Genomic DNA, 21534 nt, shown 5'->3' with positions numbered 1-21534 from the left:
ACTTATTTTAAAAGACTGTTTCTATTATGTGCGGTATAGCCGGCATTGTATCGTTTTCAAAAAACATCAATCTGCCGGTTACCATCCGGCGTATGACTGATGCTATGGCCCACCGTGGCCCTGATGCAGATGGTTTTTACACCAATGATACCATTGCTTTAGGTCACCGGAGGCTATCGATCATTGATTTATCTGTAGTGGCTAACCAGCCGATTGCAGATTATACAGGTCGTTACCAGATTATTTTTAATGGTGAGATTTACAATTTTCGCGAAGTAAAAAAATTACTGCCTGAGTATCCATTTAGCAGTAATGGTGATACCGAGGTTTTGCTGGCTGCTTACAGTAAGTGGGGACCCGAATGTTTGCCGTTATTAAAAGGTATGTTTGCCTTTGCTATCTGGGATGAGGTGGAGCAGTCGTTATTTATTGCAAGAGACAGGATGGGCGTAAAACCCGTGTACTATTTTGTAAATGACCAGGCTTTTTTATTTGCTTCTGAAATTAGAGGTGTATTGGCAAGTGGCCTGATGAGCAAAAAGGCAAATACAACCGCCATCAGAGAATTCCTCAGTTATCAATCCGTTGGTTTTCCTGAATCGGCTATACAGGATATTCATCAGCTCGAAGCCGGCAGCGCCGTTACTATTAAAAATAACAAGCACAACATTCACAAATATTGGGATATTACCGCTAAGCCATCTGTTGACTTCGATTTTAACAACAAAACGCAGGTTGAGCAACAGGTTAGATTGTTGCTGCGCAATGCCGTAGAACGCAGGCTCGTTAGCGATGTTCCCCTTGGTGCATTTTTATCGGGAGGAATTGATTCAAGTGCTGTAGTTGGGTTAATGGCCGAAGTAAGCGCAACACCTGTTAATACCTTTACGGCAGGATTTGAAGAAAAAGAATTTGATGAATCGGATTACGCCGGTATCATTTCACGCAAGTTCAATACCTGCCATAATCAGGTGTTGTTAAAGCCAAATGTATTCCTCGACGAATTGGCCAACGCTCTTAATGCTATGGATACCCCCAGCGGCGACGGTGTTAATACATATGTTGTGTCGAAAGCCATTAAACAAAGCGGTCTTACCGTGGCGTTATCAGGTGTTGGGGGCGATGAGCTATTTGCCGGATATCCATTCTTTAAACAATATCTGCAGTTGAAGAAATATGAACCATTGTGGCGTGGAACCAAATGGTTACGTCAGGGAGCCGGCCTGGCTTTAGGCAATTCGAGCAAAGCCCTTCGTATGAAGCAACTGTTGAAAGCACCTGCTGCTTCGATCAGGTACTTTTATCCCGAATTCAGGCGAATTATTGCACCTGATCTGCTATCTTCATTTACCCGGTTTAGTGCAAATGAACATACCCTGCTCGAAAAACAACTGGTTAACCTGCCTTCATCACTGGAACAATTTCCATTGTTAAGCCAGGTATCGATTGCTGAGTACTTTGGCTATACGCAGCATACCCTTTTAAAAGATACTGACCAGTTTAGTATGGCTGTTTCGCTCGAGGCGCGGGAACCGTTTTTTGATCACGACCTGGTAGAATTTGTGCTGGCCATACCCGATCATTTAAAATTTCCTGACTACCCCAAACGTTTATTGGTTGATTCGTTACAGGGATTACTGCCCGATGAAATTGTGTATCGAAAAAAGCAGGGCTTTTTATTTCCGTGGAGCGTTTGGATGAAAAAAGAACTTCGGTCTTTTTGTGAAACCCATCTACATCGTATTGCCCAACGCGATTTTATAAACGGGAATACTCTGCTGGCATACTGGAAACGATTTTTGAACAACGATAATTCGGTTCGCTGGATGGAAATATGGTTGTTTGTGATTTTGGAATACTGGATGGAGAAGAATGGAATTGAGTAATGAAAATTATAAGCAGTTTTAAGGAATTTATTAACGAGGTTGTTGATGGTATCGAAAAAAGACAAAAAAAAGATCCTGGTACTGGTAGATTGGTTTAAACCAGGCTATAAAGCGGGAGGGCCCATCAGATCATGTACCAATTTTGCGTATGCCTTAAAAAGTGATTTTGATATTCACGTATTAACTACCGATACCGATCATGGGGAACAAAAGCCTTACCCCGATATCGTTGCCAATGAATGGAATACCAACTTAGGGCCTGATATACAAGTTTATTACGCAAGGAAGGCTACGTTAACGTTGAGTCAGTTAAAGCGGGAGATAATCAATGCAAACGCAGATTATGTATACCTCAATCATTTGTTTTCTCCAAAATTTGTAATATATCCCTTGTGGTTGAAATATACCGGGAAAATTAAAAGTAAAATAGTGTTATGTCCACGGGGTGCCCTATATGATAGCGCCCTGGCAGTTAAACCTATAAAAAAGAAGCCATTCATCGCCCTATTCAAAATATTACGAATACATAAAATGATCACGTTCCATGCTACCAATGAACGGGAAAAAAATGCCATCATTGATTTTTTCCCCGGTAGCCGTGTAACGATAGCCGATAATTTACCTGAATCAGATCAGCCTGAGCTTACAGGTTGTACAAAAGAATCTGGTACACTTAAGTGCGTGTTTATCGCCCGAATTGTACCGATTAAAAATCTGTTGTTTTTATTGGAGGCGCTGAAACAGGTAAAAAGCCGGGTTATTTTATCTGTTGCTGGTCCGGTTGAAGATGCCGAATACTGGAAAGCCTGCGAAACTGCCATTCAGCAGTTGCCTGATCACATACAGGTAAATTACCTGGGGGCAATAAGCAATGAAAAGGTAAAAAGCATAATATCACTTAATCATTTATTTATACTGCCAACACAGGGTGAAAATTTCGGTCATTCTATTTTTGAGGCTTTTTTAGCCGGCCGGCCGGTTTTAATTAGCGATCAAACGCCGTGGTTACAGTTAAGCAGTAAAAATGCAGGATGGGATCTTCCTTTAAATGAACCGCAAAAGTTTGCCAATACAATCGACGATATGGCCCAATGGGATCAAAACCGTTTTGATGAATGGGCTAAAGGGGCATGGCAGTTTGCCCGTTTGTTCATTGAAAATCCAGAATTGAAAAAGAAGTACTTTAATTTATTTCAATGAAACCTCCGGTAAAACAGGTTAACAACGCATTATATAAATCCACGATAAGTATTGGTGCTTCAAAATTTAAACAGGTACTTTGGTATTTTATAAATATTATTTTTTTCAAAAATCCGTTCAATATACTTTCTTCGTTAAAAGTTGCTTTGTTGAAAATGTTCGGGGCTAAAATTGGCAAAGGCGTGGTTATTAAGCCTGCCATTAACATTAAATATCCCTGGAAGCTTCAAATTGGCGATCACAGCTGGATAGGCGAGGAAGTTTGGATCGATAATTTATCAAATGTGTTTATTGGTGATAATGTAACCTTATCGCAGGGAGCTTTATTGCTTACCGGCAGTCACGATCATACAAGGGTAACCTTCGATTTTATTTCTTTTCCTATTTATCTCGAAGATGGAGTATGGATAGGGGCAAGGGCTACCGTTTTTGGTGGCGTTACCTGCAAAACACACAGTATTTTAGGAATAAACTCTGTTGCAGAGAAAGATCTTAAACCTTATACCATTAATAAAGGAAATCCATCGGTTCCTGTTTTGACCAGGAATATTTTTTAAACAATTGGTAAACAATACCTGTCTATTCTATTAATCAGTATGAAAGAAATCTTCAAAAACCTCTTTTATTTTCTTTTTAAAGTTTTTACCAGCTTAAAATCCACGAAATTTTCTGGGTTCCTGATTAACTGGGGGTATGTGATCAAAGGCGAAGCGCTTTACAACAGATCAAATGTTTTGGTCCTTGACGACAGAATAGATATGCACAAGATGCTGTCGGAAAAAAATATTCAGCCGAACGACGAGATCACATTTCTTGAATTTGGTGTTTATAAAGGCCAAACTTTTGCCATATGGGTTGCCAATAATAAAAACCCGCGTTCGGTTTTTGCAGGTTTCGATACATTTATCGGATTGCCAGAGGATTGGGGAAATGAAAAAAAAGGCAGTTATTCGGCAAAGGGCAAACTACCTGATATATCCGATCCACGGGTTAAATTTTGTGTAGGTTTAATACAGGATACATTGCCTGATTATGTTAAAAGCCTTAAAAAAGGTATTCGTAAGGTCATCCATATTGATGTTGATTTGTACAATGCTTCTTTAATTACATTGATCTATCTTCAACCTTTTCTTGAAAAAGGAGATATAATAATTTTCGACGATTTTTTCACTTTTACCAAGGCAGCTCACGAGTTTAAGGCTTTTTACGATTTTTTATCTCTTTATAACATTTCGTATAAACCTTTGCTCAAATGTAGGCGTGGACAATACGTGATTGAAATTCAGTAATCAAACAGCTACCTGCGTATGCAACCAGTTCCGTTAACCATTAGTCACAGGATTATAAAAGAAGCCTTACGTATTCGAAGGGTCGAAGAAAAGTTCCTTGAACTATTTTCGGCCGGAAAACTGAATGGTACGGTGCATACCTGCGTTGGGCAGGAGTTTTCGGCAGTTGCTTTTGCCGGTCAACTCAAAAAAAAGGATTTTGTTTTTTCTAATCACCGCTGTCACGGTCATTATATTGCATTTACCGGCGATGTGCGTGGATTGCTGGCCGAATTGCTGGGCAAAGCATCAGGAGTTTCGGGTGGAATAGGCAGCAGCCAGCATTTATGTAATAAAAATTTTTATTCAAACGGCATACAGGGAGGTATTGTTCCTGTGGCAGCTGGTTATGCACTCGGCAACAAATTAAAAGCAAATGGCGCAATAGGCATAGTATTCATTGGTGATGGTACACTGGGCGAAGGAGCCTTATACGAAACCATGAATATTATTTCCAAATGGGAAATACCATTGCTTATTGTATGTGAAAATAACTATTATGCACAATCAACTCCTCAACACATAAATCTTGCCGGTGATGTGTTGTCGCGAGCCGCTGCATTTGGTATTCAAACCTTCGAAGGCGATACATGGAATCCTGAATTGCTGATCAATAATGCCCGTGGTGCTATTGATCATGTGCGCACTTCTATAAAGCCGGCTTTCTTTTTGGTAAATACCTACCGGCTGAATGCTCACTCAAAGGGTGATGATGATCGTGAAAAAGAAGAAGTAGAACGTTACAGAGAAAAAGATTTCCTGAATATTTTCAGCCGTGAATCAACGGCCTATTACAACAGGTACCTTGAAGCCGTTAATCGTGAAATTGATGAGTTGGTTGATGAAATTTTAGAGGAGCCTGAATTACCCATTGAAAGCTATTACCAGGAACAGGAAGTTGTTTCAGATGCCGACTGGACCCCACTGGAATCAATTCATAAGAGGCAGGTTGAATTGATTAATAAATTTTTCAGAGATAAGATTGTTACAGACGATCGCGCTGTATTCCTGGGCGAGGATATTTTATCGCCGTACGGAGGCGCATTCAAAGTAACAAAAGAACTGTCGGTGCTTCGGCCCGACCGGGTTTTTTCAACGCCTATTTCTGAATCGGCTATAACCGGTATTTCAAATGGCCTGGCTTTGAATGGATTTAAACCGGTAGGAGAGATCATGTTTGGCGATTTTATGACCCTGGCATTTGACCAGATCGTTAATCATGCCTCTAAGTTTTACCATATGTTCAATAAAAAGGCAAAATGCCCTGTGGTAATTCGAACGCCCATGGGTGGCCGCAGGGGATATGGCCCAACTCATTCGCAAACACTCGATAAATTTTTGGTAGGCATTGATAATGTTAAAACAGTTGCCTTAAACACTTTTTTTGATCCTGCAGTTATTTATGAGAGTGTTTTTAGCGAAGAACATCCTGTTTTAATAATTGAAAATAAAACTGATTATGGTAAAAGAATTCTTACCAGTCAGTTAAACAATTTTATATACGAACGAAACCGGGATGCTTACCCGGTGGTTCGGGTAAGGCCTGCAGTTTCAGAACCAACCGTTACAATTGTAGCATATGGCGGCATGGCCGATGAAGTGTTGGGTTTATTAGAAGCCATCTTTTTGGAAACTGATCTGAAACCCGAACTCATTGTACCCTCGCTGATATCACAATTGCCCGTTGATATCATAGCTCAGTCTGTATCGAATACGGGCAGGCTGGTAGTGATTGAAGAGGGCAGCGGATTCGCAGGCATTGGTAGCGAACTTGTAGCGAGTGTAACAGAAAAAATAAGCAGCCCGGTAAAAGTGAAACGCATTGCTGCTTATCCTGTGCCCATACCAGCTGTAAAGTCGCTTGAAAATGCTGTACTGCCCGGAAAACAACGTATTATAAAGGAGATTAAAGAAAAATTTTGTTAATGGGATTGCTCCAGGATATAAAAGTTCCTTTACTGGCTGTAAACGATACAACCCTTACGGTTGTGGATGTTGTTTTTACAAACGGCCTGTATGTTAAGAAGAATGACATTGTGCTGGTTTTTGAAACATCCAAAACAACGTACGAAGTATTGGCCGAAACAAACGGCTATATTCAATATTTATGCGAGGCGGGGCGCGATTATGAGGTTAATCAGATAGTTGCGAAGATATTCAGTTCTGAAACAGAAATTGAAAAGAAACCGGTTATTGCAAAAGGGAACGATATACAGCATAGTGTTGCTCAACAAAAAGTGGCAACGGTTACAAATTGGGAAGGCAATACGTTATTTTCTCTCGAAGCTATTCGCCTGATCGAATCATTGAATATCGACAAATCGGTTTTTAAAGGGAAGGATTTTGTAAGTCGTCAAGATGTGGAAGAATTGAAGGGATTAAATGGAGCTCCTAATAAGAAAATTACAACCCCACAGGTAACTACTCAACAAAGTAAAGTGTTGCTGCCTGTTGACAATACACAAGTTATTGTAGAAAAGCTTTCTTCGAATAAGAAGCGGGAAATTGAATTTTTGAGCCAGGTGCAGGCACCCGGACTTACAAGCACTATTAATGTTGCCGTAAATACCGAGGGTATATTCGTGCATCTGAACCGGTCGTTGAAATATCTTAAGAATTCGCTGTTGCCAATAATTATTTATGAAACGGCCCGGTTGTTACAAAAATTTCCTGCGCTGAATGGGTATTTCACGGGCGACGGAATTGCCTACTATAAAAACGTGAACATTGGTTTTGCGGTTGATATCGATAAAGGGTTAAAGGTATTAAAGGTTAATCGGGCAGCAGAAAAGGGCATTGCAGATATTGAACAGGATATCATGAGCCTTTCGAACAGGTACCTCGATGAAACCCTGCAAATTGATGATCTCACCGATATCACTTTTACTATAACAGATCTTTCATCAGAAGGTGTTGCTTTTTTCAGACCGCTGGTAAACATGATGAACAGTGGTATTTTAGGCGTTTCGGCTATTGATGAAAAATTGCAGCGCTGCATACTTACCTGCACATTCGACCATCGGGTAACAGAAGGCAAACTGGTCGCTGTTTTTTTGAAAGAACTTGCAAACAGGCTGGAGTCTTATACCGCAAAACATCATGGTTATCCGGTAAAAGATATCATTTGCTATAAATGCAGCAAATCGCTGCAGGATGAATTGGGTGATGTAGGCTTTGTAAAAAGTATTACACCTCAAGGGAAGGAGGGCTATATTTGCCAAAGTTGTCTGAAAGGTTTTTAAGTTTATGGAGGAAAAAATAAAGAATATACTTTCCGGGTTTATAAATTTTCCTGCTGAGCAAATTTCGGTCGATACAGTCATCGACCGCTCATCGGTAAGCAGCTCTATTACCTTGCATAGAATGTATGCAAAACTGGCCGAAGAAGGAATTATTGTTGAAGATTACTGGAGCGTAAAAAGATTTGGCGATCTGTTACAAAGGGTAAATGGAAATGGGAGTACATCATTTGTTGTAGCAGCAGATGTTAAGGCAAACGGCTATTTTGTATCAGGCAATGAAGCCGGACCTGCCGTAGGAATTGATATAGAGCAGATTGATGCCATGCCAAAAACAAACGACTTCAGGGAAGATGAATTTTACAAAATGAATTTTTCTTCATCTGAAATAGCGTATTGTATTTTACAACCCGATCCATATGCGTCATTTGCCGGTTTATTTGCCGCCAAGGAAGCTATTGTAAAAGCGAACAATATAAATAGCAATAAACCATTTAATGCTATTGTAATTGATCACCAGGCCGAAGGAAGGCCCGCCCATCCCGGTTTTTATTTATCCATATCGCACTCGGGAGGGCTGGCCATTGCAGTTGCGTTACAAACCGGCTCTGAGCCTTTAATGAAAAAAGTTCAGGATCAGATTATTATGCAACAAACTGCTGCCCGCTCCAATAAAGTGGTTTGGCTATTTTTAATTTCTTTTCTGATTGCTTTAGTTGCACTTTTTGTTGCTTTGCAGAAGTGAATGCGCTCAATAGCGGAGTAAATGAAAATCTCAATCATTACAGCAACCTACAACAGTGCCGCAACCGTTCGCGATACTTTGTCGTGTATTGCCGGTCAGCAATATCCTTTTGTTGAACATATTGTTGTGGACGGTTTATCAAAAGACAATACTTTACAAATAGTTCAGGAATTCGGGCATGTTGCAAAAGTGATTTCTGAAAAAGATAATGGCATTTACGATGCCATGAATAAAGGCGTAAAACAGGCAACCGGGGAGGTAATTGGTATTTTAAATTCAGATGATTTTTATACGGGGCCAGCTATTCTTTCAAAGGTTGCCACTGCTTTTGAAGATCCTTCTGTTGAAGCAGTATATGGGGATTTGCAATACGTGAAATCAGAAAATGTGGAAGTAATTACTCGTACCTGGCGGTCAGGCACCTTTCAGCAAAAATATTTGTATTACGGTTGGATGCCCCCACATCCTACCTTTTTTGTGCGCCGGCATATGTATGAAAAATATGGGCTGTTCAACACTACACTGCGATCAGCGGCCGATTACGAATTGATGTTGCGTTTTTTGTTAAAGCACAACGCCTGTGTAAAGTACATTCCCGAAGTGTTGGTGAAAATGCGAGCAGGTGGCATGAGCAATGCTTCACTGAAAAACAGGCTCAAAGCAAACCATGAAGATCAAATGGCCTGGAAATTGAATAATTTAAAACCTTATTTTTTTACAACGTGGTTAAAACCATTGCGAAAAGTTTTACAATTCAACCCGATTAACATATGGCAAAAGTAGCATTGGTTACTGGTGTAACCGGACAGGATGGAGCTTATTTAACCGATCTGTTATTAAAGAAAGGATATATTGTACATGGCATTAAACGTAGAAGTTCCTTATTCAATACCGAACGGATTGATCATTTATACCAGGATCCCCATGAAAAAAATGTGCATTTAACACTTCATTATGGTGATCTGACCGATTCAACCAACCTCATTCGCATTATTCAGGAAACACAGCCCGATGAAATTTATAACCTCGCTGCCATGAGCCATGTGCATGTGAGCTTTGAAACGCCCGAATATACTGCCAATGCCGATGGTATAGGCACGTTACGTATACTGGAAGCCGTAAGATTACTGGGATTAACACAAAAAACAAAGGTTTATCAGGCTTCTACTTCTGAACTATATGGTTTGGTACAGGCTGTACCCCAGTCTGAAACAACGCCTTTCTATCCACGTTCGCCGTATGCGGTTGCTAAATTGTATGCTTACTGGATTACCGTTAACTATCGCGAGGCATATAATATGTATGCTGTAAACGGAATTCTTTTCAATCACGAATCGCCTTTGCGTGGCGAAACATTTGTAACCCGAAAAATTACCCGTGGAGTGGCTAAAATAGCCCTGGGCCTGCAGGATAAAATTTATTTGGGAAATCTGGATGCACAGCGCGACTGGGGCCATGCAAAAGATTATGTTGAAGCCATGTGGCTTATTTTGCAACAACCAAAACCCGAAGATTATGTTATAGCTACAGGGGTTACAACGCCGGTTCGTGAATTTGTAAGAATGGCATTTTCCGAAGTGGGCATTGAGCTGGAGTTTAAAGGAAAGAACGAAAATGAAATCGCAGTAGTAAAAGCCTGCAACAATCCCGACTTTAAATTAGAGATCGGTAAGGAAGTAGTGGCGGTTGATAAAAGATATTACCGACCTACCGAAGTAGACCTGTTGATAGGCGACCCTTCAAAAGCACAAAATCAACTGGGTTGGAAACCTAAATATGACCTCGCTGCGCTGGTAAAAGAAATGGTAGCCAACGATGTTGAATTGTTCAAAAAAGAAAAGTTGTTGCAGGATTCAGGATATTATGTTCGCAATCAGTTTGAATAGATAGTTACACAATTAACATTTGTTATCGTGGAAAAAACAGCTAAAATATATGTTGCCGGCCACCGGGGCATGGTAGGCTCGGCTATTGTAAGGAAGTTACAAAAGGAAGGATTTAATAACTTATTGCTGCGTACATCGGCTGAGCTCGACCTGCGTAATCAGCAGGCTGTACAGGATTTTACGCAACACGAAAAGCCTGATTATGTATTTGTGGCGGCTGCTAAAGTGGGCGGTATACTGGCAAATAATACCTATCGTGCAGAGTTTATTTACGATAATATTATGATACAAACCAACATCATTCATGCTTCTTACGAGAATGGTGTTAAAAAGCTCATGTTCCTTGGTTCGTCGTGTATTTATCCAAAGCTGGCTCCTCAGCCATTGAAGGAAGATTATTTGCTTACAGGTGAACTGGAATCTACCAATGAACCCTATGCTATAGCAAAAATAACCGGTATTAAAATGTGCGATGCTTACCGTTCGCAATACGGATGTAATTTTATTTCGGTAATGCCTACCAATTTATACGGTCCGAATGATAATTACAGTCTTGAAACCTCGCACGTATTGCCGGCCCTGATCAGAAAGTTTCATGAAGCAAAACTAAAAAATGATCCGGCTGTGGTAATGTGGGGAACGGGGCAACCCCGGCGGGAGTTTTTGCATGCCGATGACCTGGCAGATGCCTGTTATTTTTTAATGCAAAACTACAATGAACCGGGATTCGTGAATATTGGTACGGGTGAAGATATTACAATAAAAGATCTTGCTTTATTAATTAAGGATGTAGTGGATTATAAAGGAACCATCGAACATGATTTAAATAAACCCGATGGTACGCCGCGCAAACTGATGGATGTACAAAAATTGCATAAACTGGGTTGGAAAGCCCGGATTGATTTACGTGAGGGAATCGAAAAAGTGTACAAGGAGTTTTCGCAATTATATTCGCCGGTTGCTTAATTTTAGGTGAATCTTTACTGTTTTTAAAAGGGGGGAACCTATTGCATGTTTTCTATTTTCAAAAAAAAGAAAAGAACGCCCGTTGACCTGAGTGGTGTCGGAACCGATATGCACTCGCATTTGTTGCCGGGCATCGACGACGGTTCGCCCGATACAGAAACCTCACTGGAACTAATTGCCGGTTTGCAGGAGCTGGGGTATAAAAAATTTATCACTACTCCACATATTCTGTGGGATATGTATAAAAATGATGTAGGAACCATTTTTACTGCCCATCAACAATTGCAACAGGCATTAAAGCAAAATAATATAGATGTTCCGGTTAAATCGGCTGCTGAATATTTTTTAGACGATCATTTCGATGAATTACTGCAAAGCAATGCACCGCTGCTAACCCTACACAAAAACTGGGTATTGGTTGAATTTTCGTTTGTTACTACCCCGCTTAACTTTAAAGACAAGCTGTTTAATATGCAGATGAAGGGATATCAGCCGGTATTGGCACATCCCGAACGTTATCTGTACTTTATGGCCGATAAAAAGTGGTACGATGAGCTCAAAAATGCCGGATGTTATTTTCAGCTGAATATCTTATCACTTACGGGCTATTATGGAAAAGCTTCGCTGCAACTGGCCCATTACCTCATCAATAAGCAATATATAAATCTACTGGGCACCGATTGCCATCACTTTCGCCACCTACATGCACTGCAGTCGGCCGGGTCCCATTTAGAGCCGGTACAATTTCTACTCGATAGTGGCCAGCTTTTAAATCCTTCTCTGTAATTATTTTTCTCTTTACTTAATCGTTCGATTTCGTATACAACTAACAGGTTGGGTGTTGTAAATACATATAAACACTTATATGTATTATATATTATATGATAATTATTGTGTTTGCTGGATTAAAAAACTGTTAAAGAGTAATAAAAATTAAAAATTTAAATAAACTTTGCAGCCGACTAAAAGTCTTACAGCCACATTATACATAATCAGTAGCTAAATAATGAGAAGGTTATGATTTTGTATATATGTGAACGGATTGCCCCTATTTGTTTACCCTCTAAATCTGAAATCTTTGAAACTATCGCGAAGAATTTTCGCACACTTTATTCGTAAAGTACTGCGTAGTAGGTATAGTCTGTTTTTTTTGAATGGTTTCCTGTTAGCTTGTCTATTATACTTTTATATGGAAGACAGTTATGAGAAACAGCTTGTTAAAGCTATGGCCGGTTATATAAGTGATAAAGCGCAAATAACCGCCAATAGGGAAGAAGATCTTTTACTGAAGAGTTTACATCTTACCTGGTACCTTGGACAAACCCGCTCATTTATTTTTCAGAATAAGGAAATAAGTTCTATAGAATCGTCTCTGATTCATCCTGTTACGGTTGATTTAATGACTACCAAAGGCGCTTGTGGAAGTTATGCTTATATTTTAAGCGCTATACTGAAAGAATTAAATATTCCGAATCGCATTGCACAAATGAAAGTGAATGGAAGGTACGGCGGACACATTCTTGTAGAAGCAAAAACATCGAAAGGGTGGGTAGTGCTGGATGGTTCTTATGATTTGCATTTTAAAAAGCCGAATGGCGACTTGGCCAGCTTTGCTGATGTTATGAGTAACTGGGATTTTTATAAAAACCAGGTACCCGGCAATTACAATTCAAATTATAACTACCAGGGAGTACGATATACCAACTGGAATAAAATTCCTTTGGTAATGCCATTGATAAAAAATATTTTATCGGTATTTATAGGCCGGGAGGAAGCGGAAAATTTTTCTGTACGAACTTATCTCTTAAGAAAGTTTAATGTATTATTTCAAATAACAGCCATTTTATATCTCACGCTTGTTATAATGATGATGCGAAGGTCTTTTCAGAGGAACCGGAGTTTATTTACCATTTATTTTCCCGATTTGTTTCATGAAAAAAGCATTCCTTCAGTGATAGCTGGCAAAACAGTCGCCAATAGAGTATAACGTTTTTTGTTACAAATAAGCACATTATTTGACAGTCGGAACCGGGGAATGATTCAGATAGTTTTGTCTGAATCATTCCCCGGTTCAGTTTTACCTGTAGCCTGCCAATCCCATTAGCCATTTAACATATTGGTTTAAAGTTTCTTCTGTTTTACTTAAACAATTTAATATTGCACTTTGTAGTTAATTATATATGAATGCGTTCACTATAAAGGATCTGGAGAATCTGTCGGGCATTAAAGCTCACACGATCCGTATATGGGAACAGCGCTATTCGTTTTTACGTCCCCAGCGAACCTCCACAAATATCAGGTACTACACCAATGAAGAGCTGAAAATTGTGCTGAATATCGCCTTGTTGAACAAATACGGGTATAAAATTTCCCATATAGACAGAATGAGTTCACAGGAGGTGAGGGAAAAAATAGTTTCCCTTTCTCATGCCGAGGCGCAGCAGGAACGCCTGGTAAATGACCTTTTGCAATACATGATCGATCTCGACCTTGAAAAATTCGAGGATGTGCTCGATAATTACATCATGGCAAAAGGCATTGATAAAACCATCAGTTTTTTGATCTTTCCCTTCCTCGATAAAATCGGCATACTGTGGCAGGCCAGCCATATTCACCCCTCTCAGGAGCATGTTGTTACCAATATTATCAGGCAAAAGCTGATCGTTGGTATCGAAAGCGTTGTATCGCACATAAGCGTAAATAAAAAAGTGATCCTCTTTTTGCCCGAAGGCGAATACCACGAATTAGGATTATTGTATACCTATTATTTGCTGAAAAGCCGGGGCGTACAGGTCATTTACCTGGGCGCCAATGTGCCTTTTCACGACCTCGAATTTATCATTAACTGCAAGCAGCCCGACTACCTGTATACCCACCTCACCTGCATAGCGGGTAATTTTAATTTTGAAAAATTCCTCCTTAAAATAAGGTACCACGTTCCCCGCGTACAGATCATTGTTTCGGGCCAGTTAACCCAATGCAACCTCAAAAAATTGCCCGCCGGGGTAGTGCTTAAAAGGTCGCTTCCCGAAGTATTGGAATTTATTGCGGTGCTTTAGGAAAATTCATAATATGTTAACTGAGAGCCGCTTTTGTAATTTATTAACAAATATTTCTGCCTAACAAACGTCAACCTTAATAGGGGATAATTCTTTCTGTAATGTCATACCCGGGCTGGTGTAATATTTTATTATGGAATTATTAATCCCGGGAATTTTTCCATTATCCAATATCTGTTTAAATTTGTACTGTATATATTTAAACAACTTTTTTATGTCGACGGTGGAATTCAATCAAATGCTGGTGAACAATGCGGAGTTTTTAAAACCGTTTGCTATAACGCTGACGAGAGACTCTGAAGCAGCGAAAGACCTGTTCCAGGAAACGTTGTTTCGTGCATTGTCCAACAAAGACAAGTATAGTGTAGGCACCAATATCAAGGCGTGGCTGTATACTATCATGCGAAATATCTTTATTAATAATTATCGGAGAAAAGTTAAACAGAATACTATTTTTGATAGTACTCCTAATGATTTTCTGATTAACCAAAACCAAAGTGTTGTAGCAAACAATGCTGAATCAACTTTGCGTTTAAAAGATATCCAGGAAGCTATTCATAATTTGCCTCAAATATTCAGAAATCCTTTTCTGCTGTATTTTGATGGCTTTAAATACCATGAAATAGCAGACATGCTTGGCGAACCTTTGGGAACTATTAAAAGCCGTATTCACTTTGCGCGTAAATTATTGAAAACGCAAATTGAACGCTATTAAAGATTAGCCTGAACCCGTTTATGCCGTAAAGGGAGGGGAATTTGTAAGAAGTAACTGCTCCGGAGCAGCAAAAAAGCCTTGTGCGCCTTCAAAACCAACCTCATTAACCGGTTGCACGTGCAGCAGCACGGTACACACACCGGGTGGTGAACTTCTATGCCGGATAAATTATTGTTAGCTTTCTTTTCCTTCACAATATTAGTTTGATTCCCTTTTTAGCCCGGCACATCAATTATTTCGGTTACCCTGTATTGATAAATGAAAGTTAAAAAGCCGGTTGATATAATTACCCGGTGGGGTTTGCCCTATCAATATCCCAGTCTGGCTTATATGTTGCTTTAAAACACAAAGGCAGCTTAGTTGAGTAAAGCCAGAAAGCCAATGCAAATACCGCCCGTATTGATTTCATACATATATTGAAAAACAAGTGCAGGGTTGCAGGCAGGGAATGTTTTCAATTAAATTTAATTTAGCAACTTTGTATTATGATTAAAGCAACCGACGTGATATTGGTGAATGAGCACGACGAACCGATGGGCGTGATGGAAAAAATGGAAGCCCACCGCAAAGCCGTGTTGCACCGCGCCTTTAGCATATTTATTTTTAATAACAAAGGCGAAATGTTATTGCAACAGCGGGCCCTGGGCAAATATCACAGCGGTGGCTTATGGACGAATGCCTGCTGCAGCCACCCTGCGCCGGGCGAAGACACGCTTGATGCCGCTACACGCCGTTTGCATGAAGAAATGGGCTTTACCACATCGCTCGAAAAAATATTTGATTTTGTTTACCAGTGCGAATTTGAACATGGATTGACCGAATATGAATTTGACCATGTTTTTGTAGGCATTTATGAGGGTAAAATGCTACCCGACCCCGCAGAAGTAAAAGATTACTGCTATAAAAGTCTTGAAGAAATAAATACCACCCTGCTTTCACATCCCCAAAAATATACAACCTGGTTTGGCATTGCTTTTCCCAAAGTACAGCAATGGGCTATGGAAAATCTTGAGAAAAAAGTTTTGCAATAAATAAAAATTTTATCACCTGATAAACGGCGCTTCGTACATATGTTGCGCATCGTGCGGCCGTTTTACCAATTCAACGTGATTTGAAATAATTTTCCCATCGAATAAACATCTTTCCGGTATTGCAATAAAACTTGTTGCTGTTCATTATAATAATGGCTGCTGCAGCAGTTAATAGCTGCTGCTGAATGTGAATAACTTAAATCAGGGATACCGTATCAACAACGGTTTAAGTGTAATTTTTGCTCTTATTACAAAAACACCCTTAGAAGCCGGTAAGCAAATTGATCATTTTGCCAAATTCTTTAAGCGAATGCTTAGAAACCTGCATTTGCGAAACTAATTTTGATATATAAAATCCAATGACCTTAAAACAAGCCCCGTTTTTTTCCGATATCCTATAAACCAGAGCGCTTACCCAGAACCTTTAAAAGGTTATGAATATCCAATAATATGAAAGATCAAATACGAACAACCTTCGTTAAATGACCTAAAGCCCCCGATTCAGGGGGTTTTTTTATTATGATACTTTCTTTGGCGTTTGTAACGGATCGTTATATTATTATTGCTGCAGTAACATCCAGGCAGGAATATCAAGGGCCTCTGATAGCTGAGCAAGTGTATTGAGGGTAACATTTACTTCGCCATTTTCCATTCTGCTTATTTCGGCATTATCAATATTGCAAAGAGCGTATAAATCGCGCTGGCTTAAGCCTTTCTCATTGCGTATGCGGCGCAAATTGGCGCCAAAGGTTTTTAATATCTGGTGGTTAGCAACCAATGGATGATTTATTTAATGTCAAGATGAAATTTTTTTTTAATTTTTTAGCTGGGCTATACTACATCATATTAAAATTTTTATTATCTTCGTTTACACATTTACTTTGCGGGTTGCAATAAACGCAATTTGCAAGCCCGGGTTTCCCAAAAACCGGCAGTATCAGGCAACAGGGGCAGCATAAATCTATGTTTATACATTGGTTTTGTTGATTGGTCACTACATGCCAGTAACAGGGAAAACAACGGTTATACCTATACTTTTTTTAAGCCGGTAGCTGTTGTTTGTATGTTTATTCCTTCACATTTTAACTAATTTGTTATGCGGGCTCTTAACAAACATCCTGACTGGTATAATCAACCCCTGCGATTAACTGAAGAGGAACGCCAGAATCCACGACTGGTTATCGAAACCTTTTTTGAATCGTATCATTTACAGGAAGTACGCGAAATTTTATGGAAGTGGATGGTGGAAATTGTTAGCAGCAGCCGCAGTATTTCTCAGGAAGGCAAACAACGCAATGACCATATTTATTTTTACGAAAAGATGGAAGCATTGGTTGAAGCGGCCTTTTTGATCAATCAACGAACTGAGATTTAAATGGCAGGCCCTTTTGATCCCTGCGCCTCTTATGCTTTTAGTTCACAACACTACACACACTTAGTAAAGCGCTTTCATTACTGCCCGTTTTTAATCTGTTTACCCGAATTACAAACTTAATTCTGAACAACTAAAATTCTTTATCTTCCAAAGCTATGCTGTTTGCGTAAATTAAACGGCATGCAAATCATGCAGGTATTTATCGAAACAAACCGGTTGATATTACGGGAGCTGATGCCTTCCGATGCAACAGGTATGTTTGAACTGGATGCCAATGCAGAAGTCCTAGATATTTAGGCAACAAACCCATTGCAACAATAGATGAAGCCCGGCAGGTAATTGCCTTTATTCGCGACCAGTATGTTCAAAATGGCATTGGACGATGGGCCGTTATTGAAAAGGCAACCGGTGATTTTGTGGGCTGGTCGGGATTGAAGCTGGTGAAAGAGCTTACCAACGGCCACATTAATTACTACGACCTGGGTTACCGGCTGCTGAAAAAACACTGGCAAAAGGGATATGCCACCGAATCGGCAAAAGCAGTGCTTGAATATGGCTTTACTACGTTAAACCTGCCGGTGATATAATGCTATGGCCGACATTCAAAATATGGCTTCGCGAAATGTTTTGCTAAAAACGGCTGCAGTACATCGAAACTTTCGATTTAAACGGCGTACCCCACGATTGGGTTAAAATGGAACGGCTGGTTTAAAAAAGAGCGGCCCATATTACTCTTTAAGGATCAAAGAGCCAGCGCCGGGCTGCTTTCCTTTGATTAATCTGGTCAGCGCGGTATGCACCGTTAATGCCTCTTGAATCGATTTTTTGAAATTTTCTAATATTTTCCATCTCTGCGCCAAACCACCTGTAAAGCCAGTAAATTTGCGGTCGCCCAATCAAAGAAATAGATTCATGAACAATTCTTTACAGCAGTTGGCCGCGGACCTCGAAGGAGAGTTGTATTTTGATAAAACCATGCGGGTTTTATATGCCACAGACGCCTCGGCCTACCGCGAAATGCCCCTTGCTGTTGCTATTCCCAGGTCGGTAAATGATATTAAGAAGCTGATTGCCTTTGCACATGCCCAAAAAACTTCCCTGATACCCCGAACAGCAGGAACTTCGCTGGCCGGCCAGGTGGTGGGCAATGGTATTGTGGTAGATGTTTCGAAAAACCTGAACCAGATACTTGAATTAAATACGGCCGAAAATTGGGTACGGGTTCAGCCCGGCGTTATCCGCGACGAACTGAACATGTTCCTGAAGCCGCACGGCCTGTTTTTTGGTCCTGAAACCTCTACTGCCAACAGGGCAATGATCGGCGGTATGGTGGGCAACAATTCATGCGGATCCAATTCGGTGGTTTACCGCAGCACGCGCGAACATTTGCTCGAAGTGAAAGCGTTGCTGAGCGATGGTTCCGAAACCACCTTCTCTACAATAAATATCGATGAGTTTCATGCCCGGTGCGAAGGCACAACGCTCGAAGCGAATATTTATAAAACCGTTCGCAGCCTGTTGAGTGATTATAACAACCAGGTTGAAATACGAAAAGAATTTCCCAAGAAAAGTGTTGAAAGAAGAAATACAGGCTATGCCGTAGATGTTTTGCTCGAATCAGCGCCATTTACAGCCGGCGGGCCCGATTTTAATTTCTGTAAACTGATTGCGGGTTCAGAAGGCACCCTGGCATTTATTACAGAAATTAAGTTGAATGTGGTACCGCTGCCGCCGAAAGAAACCGGCCTGCTGTGCGTTCATTTTAATTCGATAGATGAATCGCTGCGCGCCAATTTAATTGCCCTGCAATACAATCCCAGCGCCAGTGAACTGATTGATCATTACATTCTTGAATGCACCAAAGACAATATTGAGCAACGCAAAAACCGGTTTTTTGTACAGGGCGACCCCGGTGCCATTTTGGTTATTGAGTTTGCCCGTAACAACCGCGAAGAGATCACTGAAATTGCTAAAAAGGTAGAAGCCGATATGCGGGCTGCCGGCTTAGGATATCACTTCCCGTTATTATTTGGCGATGACACCAAAAAAATATGGACTTTACGCAAAGCCGGTCTTGGTTTGCTGGGCAATTTACCCGGTGATGAAAAGGCGGTACCTGTTATTGAAGATACTGCCGTAGATGTGAACGATTTGCCCGCATACATTCGCGATTTTAATGAAATTCTGAAAAAATACAACCTGTATTCGGTGCATTATGCCCATGCCGGTTCGGGCGAAATACATTTGCGGCCCATCATTAATTTAAAAACCAAAGAAGGCAACGAATTATTTCGCACCATTGCCGAAGAAATTGCCACGCTGGTTAAAAAATATTCCGGCTCATTAAGCGGTGAGCACGGCGATGGCCGCCTGCGGGGAGAGTTTATACCGCAAATGGTTGGCGAAAAAAATTATCAGCTGTTAAAGCAGATCAAATATACCTGGGACCCGCATAATATTTTCAATCCCAATAAAATCGTAGATACGCCATCTATGAACAGCATGCTTCGGTATACACCGGGGCAACAAACTCCTCCATTTAAAACGGTATTCCGTTTTCATAATCAGGATGTGTTGCAGCATGCCGAACAATGCAATGGATCGGGCGATTGCCGTAAAACACATTTATCGGGTGGAACCATGTGTCCATCTTTTATGGCTACCCGAAATGAAAAAGATACCACACGTGCCCGTGCTAATATTTTGCGCGAAATGCTCACCCGTTCCGATAAGGTGAATCGCTTTGATCATAAAGAAATTTATGAGGTGATGGACCTGTGCCTGAGCTGTAAAGGTTGTAAATCAGAATGCCCCTCGAACGTAGATGTGGCTAAGCTGAAAGCTGAATTTTTACAACACTATTACGATGCCAATGGGGTTCCCTTCAGAGCAAAACTGATTGCCGGTTTTTCGGCTTCGGCAAAGCTGGGCGCACTGGTTCCCGGTTTATACAATTTTGCCATGACCAATAAGGTTGTGAGCAAATGGATAAAACAGTTTTCGGGTTTTGCAGTGAAGCGCAGCATGCCAACGATGTATAAAACCACTTTACATAGCTGGTTTAAAAGGCAAAAGGGGTTGGCAGGCGAACAAAAAAACGGAAACGGAAAACCGGCAACCGGTAACCGGGTATACCTGTTTTGCGATGAGTTTACCAATTATAATGATACCGAAATTGGTATTAAAGCCGTTTTGTTGTTGCAGAAGCTGGGATACGAAGTAGTTATTCCCAATCATATCGAAAGCGGGCGTGCCTGGCTATCAAAGGGCCTGTTGCGAAAAGCAAAAGAAATTGCCAATAAAAATATAGCCCTGTTACATTCTGTTATTACCGATGAAACACCGCTGATAGGCATTGAACCCTCGGCCATTCTTACTTTTCGCGATGAATATATTGACCTTGCTACCGATGAACAGCTTGAAAAAGCAAGGCAGCTGGCTCAACATGTTTTTACTGTTGAAGAATTTATTGCCCGTGAAATTGAAAAAGGCGCCATACGTAAGGAGCAGTTCACTACCGAAAAACGGGTTATTCAATTGCACGGGCATTGTCAGCAAAAAGCATTGTCGTCGGTAACCCATTCTGCAAAAATGATGTCGTTGCCGGTGAATTATACTGTACAAAACATTCCTTCGGGCTGTTGCGGTATGGCGGGTTCATTTGGGTATGAAAAAGAGCACTACGATTTATCGATGAAAATAGGGGAGTTGGTGTTATTTCCAACCGTTCGCCGGCAGTCCGACGATGTAATTATTGCGGCCCCCGGCACCAGTTGCCGCCATCAGGTAAAAGATGGTACGGGTCGTAAGGCGCTGCATCCGGTTGAGGTGTTGTATGAAGCCCTGGTTTAAGAGATTAATAAAAATTTTCATTTACGTTATTTGTCCCGCTTTGCGGGACTTTTTCATTTTAGCGAAAAGGTATAGAAGCCTTCCGTCGGAGAGAAGATAGTTTACCAAAAACTCATTGTTCACAGACAGACCATAATTTTTAAATATATCAATGGATCTTTTCCTCCTGAGTAAGGTCGAAGGATATTCTTTTTAAGTCCAGCCTTGCGGGATATTCAGGGCGCTGGCACAGCGACTTGCCGTTTGTGGTGC

Annotated in this window: 20 protein-coding genes; 19 read left to right on the top strand and 1 reads right to left on the bottom strand. The window is 40.6% G+C overall.

Going from position 1 to position 21534, the window contains the following annotated elements; genetic code table 11:
- The first annotated feature begins 26 nt into the window (after positions 1 to 26).
- The 15 genes from asnB to idi all read left to right on the top strand — a co-directional run bounded on the left by asnB (position 27) and on the right by idi (position 16055).
- Positions 27 to 1886 (top strand): asparagine synthase (glutamine-hydrolyzing), encoded by a 1860-nt coding sequence (gene asnB, locus AC59IL_RS35715; protein WP_496557047.1) that lies wholly within the window; start codon positions 27 to 29, stop codon positions 1884 to 1886.
- A 45-nt stretch (positions 1887 to 1931) separates the two neighbouring features.
- Positions 1932 to 3086 carry a glycosyltransferase family 4 protein gene (locus AC59IL_RS35710; protein ID WP_496557046.1) on the top strand — a complete coding sequence of 385 codons (1155 nt, stop codon included), beginning with the start codon at positions 1932 to 1934 and terminating at the stop codon, positions 3084 to 3086.
- A complete protein-coding gene (locus AC59IL_RS35705) occupies positions 3083 to 3643 on the top strand; it encodes a WcaF family extracellular polysaccharide biosynthesis acetyltransferase (protein ID WP_496557045.1) in 561 nt (186 codons plus the stop codon). The genes AC59IL_RS35710 and AC59IL_RS35705 overlap by 4 nt, the downstream gene beginning before the upstream one ends.
- Before the next feature lie 138 nt (positions 3644 to 3781).
- Positions 3782 to 4375 carry a TylF/MycF/NovP-related O-methyltransferase gene (locus tag AC59IL_RS35700; RefSeq protein WP_496557044.1) on the top strand — a complete coding sequence of 198 codons (594 nt, stop codon included), beginning with the start codon at positions 3782 to 3784 and terminating at the stop codon, positions 4373 to 4375.
- Positions 4376 to 4393: 18 nt separating this feature from the next.
- On the top strand, positions 4394 to 6340 hold the full coding sequence (locus AC59IL_RS35695) for a dehydrogenase E1 component subunit alpha/beta (protein WP_496557043.1): 1947 nt from the start codon (positions 4394 to 4396) through the stop codon (positions 6338 to 6340).
- Positions 6340 to 7656, top strand: a complete 1317-nt coding sequence (locus AC59IL_RS35690; RefSeq protein WP_496557042.1) for a 2-oxo acid dehydrogenase subunit E2 — start codon at positions 6340 to 6342, stop codon at positions 7654 to 7656. Before AC59IL_RS35695 ends, AC59IL_RS35690 begins: the two co-directional genes overlap by 1 nt.
- Positions 7657 to 7660: 4 nt before the next feature.
- Complete coding sequence (locus tag AC59IL_RS35685) at positions 7661 to 8398, top strand: holo-ACP synthase (protein WP_496557041.1); 738 nt, start codon at positions 7661 to 7663, stop codon at positions 8396 to 8398.
- A 21-nt stretch (positions 8399 to 8419) separates the two neighbouring features.
- Complete coding sequence (locus AC59IL_RS35680; RefSeq protein ID WP_496557040.1) at positions 8420 to 9181, top strand: glycosyltransferase family 2 protein; 762 nt, start codon at positions 8420 to 8422, stop codon at positions 9179 to 9181.
- A complete protein-coding gene (gmd, locus tag AC59IL_RS35675; protein WP_496557039.1) occupies positions 9169 to 10284 on the top strand; it encodes a GDP-mannose 4,6-dehydratase in 1116 nt (371 codons plus the stop codon). Before AC59IL_RS35680 ends, gmd begins: the two co-directional genes overlap by 13 nt.
- 27 nt (positions 10285 to 10311) lie before the next feature.
- Positions 10312 to 11250 carry a GDP-L-fucose synthase gene (gene fcl / locus AC59IL_RS35670; RefSeq protein ID WP_496557038.1) on the top strand — a complete coding sequence of 313 codons (939 nt, stop codon included), beginning with the start codon at positions 10312 to 10314 and terminating at the stop codon, positions 11248 to 11250.
- A 45-nt stretch (positions 11251 to 11295) separates the two neighbouring features.
- Positions 11296 to 12036, top strand: coding sequence for a tyrosine-protein phosphatase (locus AC59IL_RS35665; protein WP_496557037.1), 741 nt, complete (start codon positions 11296 to 11298; stop codon positions 12034 to 12036).
- Between the two features lie 403 nt (positions 12037 to 12439).
- Positions 12440 to 13237, top strand: a complete 798-nt coding sequence (locus AC59IL_RS35660; protein ID WP_496557036.1) for a transglutaminase domain-containing protein — start codon at positions 12440 to 12442, stop codon at positions 13235 to 13237.
- Between the two features lie 193 nt (positions 13238 to 13430).
- Positions 13431 to 14309, top strand: coding sequence for a MerR family transcriptional regulator (locus tag AC59IL_RS35655; RefSeq protein WP_496557035.1), 879 nt, complete (start codon positions 13431 to 13433; stop codon positions 14307 to 14309).
- Between the two features lie 133 nt (positions 14310 to 14442).
- Positions 14443 to 15024, top strand: a complete 582-nt coding sequence (locus AC59IL_RS35650) for an RNA polymerase sigma factor (RefSeq protein ID WP_496557034.1) — start codon at positions 14443 to 14445, stop codon at positions 15022 to 15024.
- Positions 15025 to 15509: 485 nt separating this feature from the next.
- Positions 15510 to 16055 (top strand): isopentenyl-diphosphate Delta-isomerase, encoded by a 546-nt coding sequence (gene idi, locus AC59IL_RS35645; protein ID WP_496557033.1) that lies wholly within the window; start codon positions 15510 to 15512, stop codon positions 16053 to 16055.
- A 559-nt stretch (positions 16056 to 16614) separates the two neighbouring features.
- On the opposite strand, the gene AC59IL_RS35640 is transcribed toward idi, so the two are convergent.
- Positions 16615 to 16833, bottom strand: coding sequence for a helix-turn-helix domain-containing protein (locus AC59IL_RS35640; protein WP_496557032.1), 219 nt, complete (start codon positions 16831 to 16833; stop codon positions 16615 to 16617).
- Between the two features lie 318 nt (positions 16834 to 17151).
- Between AC59IL_RS35640 and AC59IL_RS35635 the strand changes: the two genes are divergently transcribed.
- From AC59IL_RS35635 to AC59IL_RS35620, 4 genes are all read left to right on the top strand, one after another.
- Positions 17152 to 17430, top strand: coding sequence for a hypothetical protein (locus tag AC59IL_RS35635; protein WP_496557031.1), 279 nt, complete (start codon positions 17152 to 17154; stop codon positions 17428 to 17430).
- 162 nt (positions 17431 to 17592) lie between these two features.
- A complete protein-coding gene (locus AC59IL_RS35630; protein WP_496557030.1) occupies positions 17593 to 17727 on the top strand; it encodes a hypothetical protein in 135 nt (44 codons plus the stop codon).
- A gap of 11 nt (positions 17728 to 17738) precedes the next feature.
- Complete coding sequence (locus AC59IL_RS35625) at positions 17739 to 18017, top strand: GNAT family N-acetyltransferase (RefSeq protein ID WP_496557111.1); 279 nt, start codon at positions 17739 to 17741, stop codon at positions 18015 to 18017.
- A gap of 325 nt (positions 18018 to 18342) precedes the next feature.
- Complete coding sequence (locus AC59IL_RS35620; RefSeq protein WP_496557029.1) at positions 18343 to 21282, top strand: FAD-binding and (Fe-S)-binding domain-containing protein; 2940 nt, start codon at positions 18343 to 18345, stop codon at positions 21280 to 21282.
- Positions 21283 to 21534: the final 252 nt, after the last annotated feature.

It is taken from the genome of Niastella sp. sgz303648 (assembly GCF_059587045.1).
The sequence above is the reverse complement of the archived record's forward strand: the minus strand, read 5'-3'. Positions and strand labels throughout refer to the sequence as shown.

Bases quoted from the DNA above. Each gene is read 5' to 3' on its own strand.
- asnB (WP_496557047.1), top strand. From the start codon at position 27: ATGTGCGGTATAGCCGGCATTGTATCGTTTTCAAAAAACATCAATCTG.
- AC59IL_RS35710 (WP_496557046.1), top strand. From the start codon at position 1,932: ATGGTATCGAAAAAAGACAAAAAAAAGATCCTGGTACTGGTAGATTGG.
- AC59IL_RS35705 (WP_496557045.1), top strand. From the start codon at position 3,083: ATGAAACCTCCGGTAAAACAGGTTAACAACGCATTATATAAATCCACG.
- AC59IL_RS35695 (WP_496557043.1), top strand. From the start codon at position 4,394: ATGCAACCAGTTCCGTTAACCATTAGTCACAGGATTATAAAAGAAGCC.
- AC59IL_RS35690 (WP_496557042.1), top strand. From the start codon at position 6,340: ATGGGATTGCTCCAGGATATAAAAGTTCCTTTACTGGCTGTAAACGAT.
- AC59IL_RS35685 (WP_496557041.1), top strand. From the start codon at position 7,661: ATGGAGGAAAAAATAAAGAATATACTTTCCGGGTTTATAAATTTTCCT.
- AC59IL_RS35680 (WP_496557040.1), top strand. From the start codon at position 8,420: ATGAAAATCTCAATCATTACAGCAACCTACAACAGTGCCGCAACCGTT.
- gmd (WP_496557039.1), top strand. From the start codon at position 9,169: ATGGCAAAAGTAGCATTGGTTACTGGTGTAACCGGACAGGATGGAGCT.
- AC59IL_RS35665 (WP_496557037.1), top strand. From the start codon at position 11,296: ATGTTTTCTATTTTCAAAAAAAAGAAAAGAACGCCCGTTGACCTGAGT.
- AC59IL_RS35660 (WP_496557036.1), top strand. From the start codon at position 12,440: ATGGAAGACAGTTATGAGAAACAGCTTGTTAAAGCTATGGCCGGTTAT.
- AC59IL_RS35655 (WP_496557035.1), top strand. From the start codon at position 13,431: ATGAATGCGTTCACTATAAAGGATCTGGAGAATCTGTCGGGCATTAAA.
- AC59IL_RS35650 (WP_496557034.1), top strand. From the start codon at position 14,443: ATGGAATTATTAATCCCGGGAATTTTTCCATTATCCAATATCTGTTTA.
- idi (WP_496557033.1), top strand. From the start codon at position 15,510: ATGATTAAAGCAACCGACGTGATATTGGTGAATGAGCACGACGAACCG.
- AC59IL_RS35635 (WP_496557031.1), top strand. From the start codon at position 17,152: ATGCGGGCTCTTAACAAACATCCTGACTGGTATAATCAACCCCTGCGA.
- AC59IL_RS35620 (WP_496557029.1), top strand. From the start codon at position 18,343: ATGAACAATTCTTTACAGCAGTTGGCCGCGGACCTCGAAGGAGAGTTG.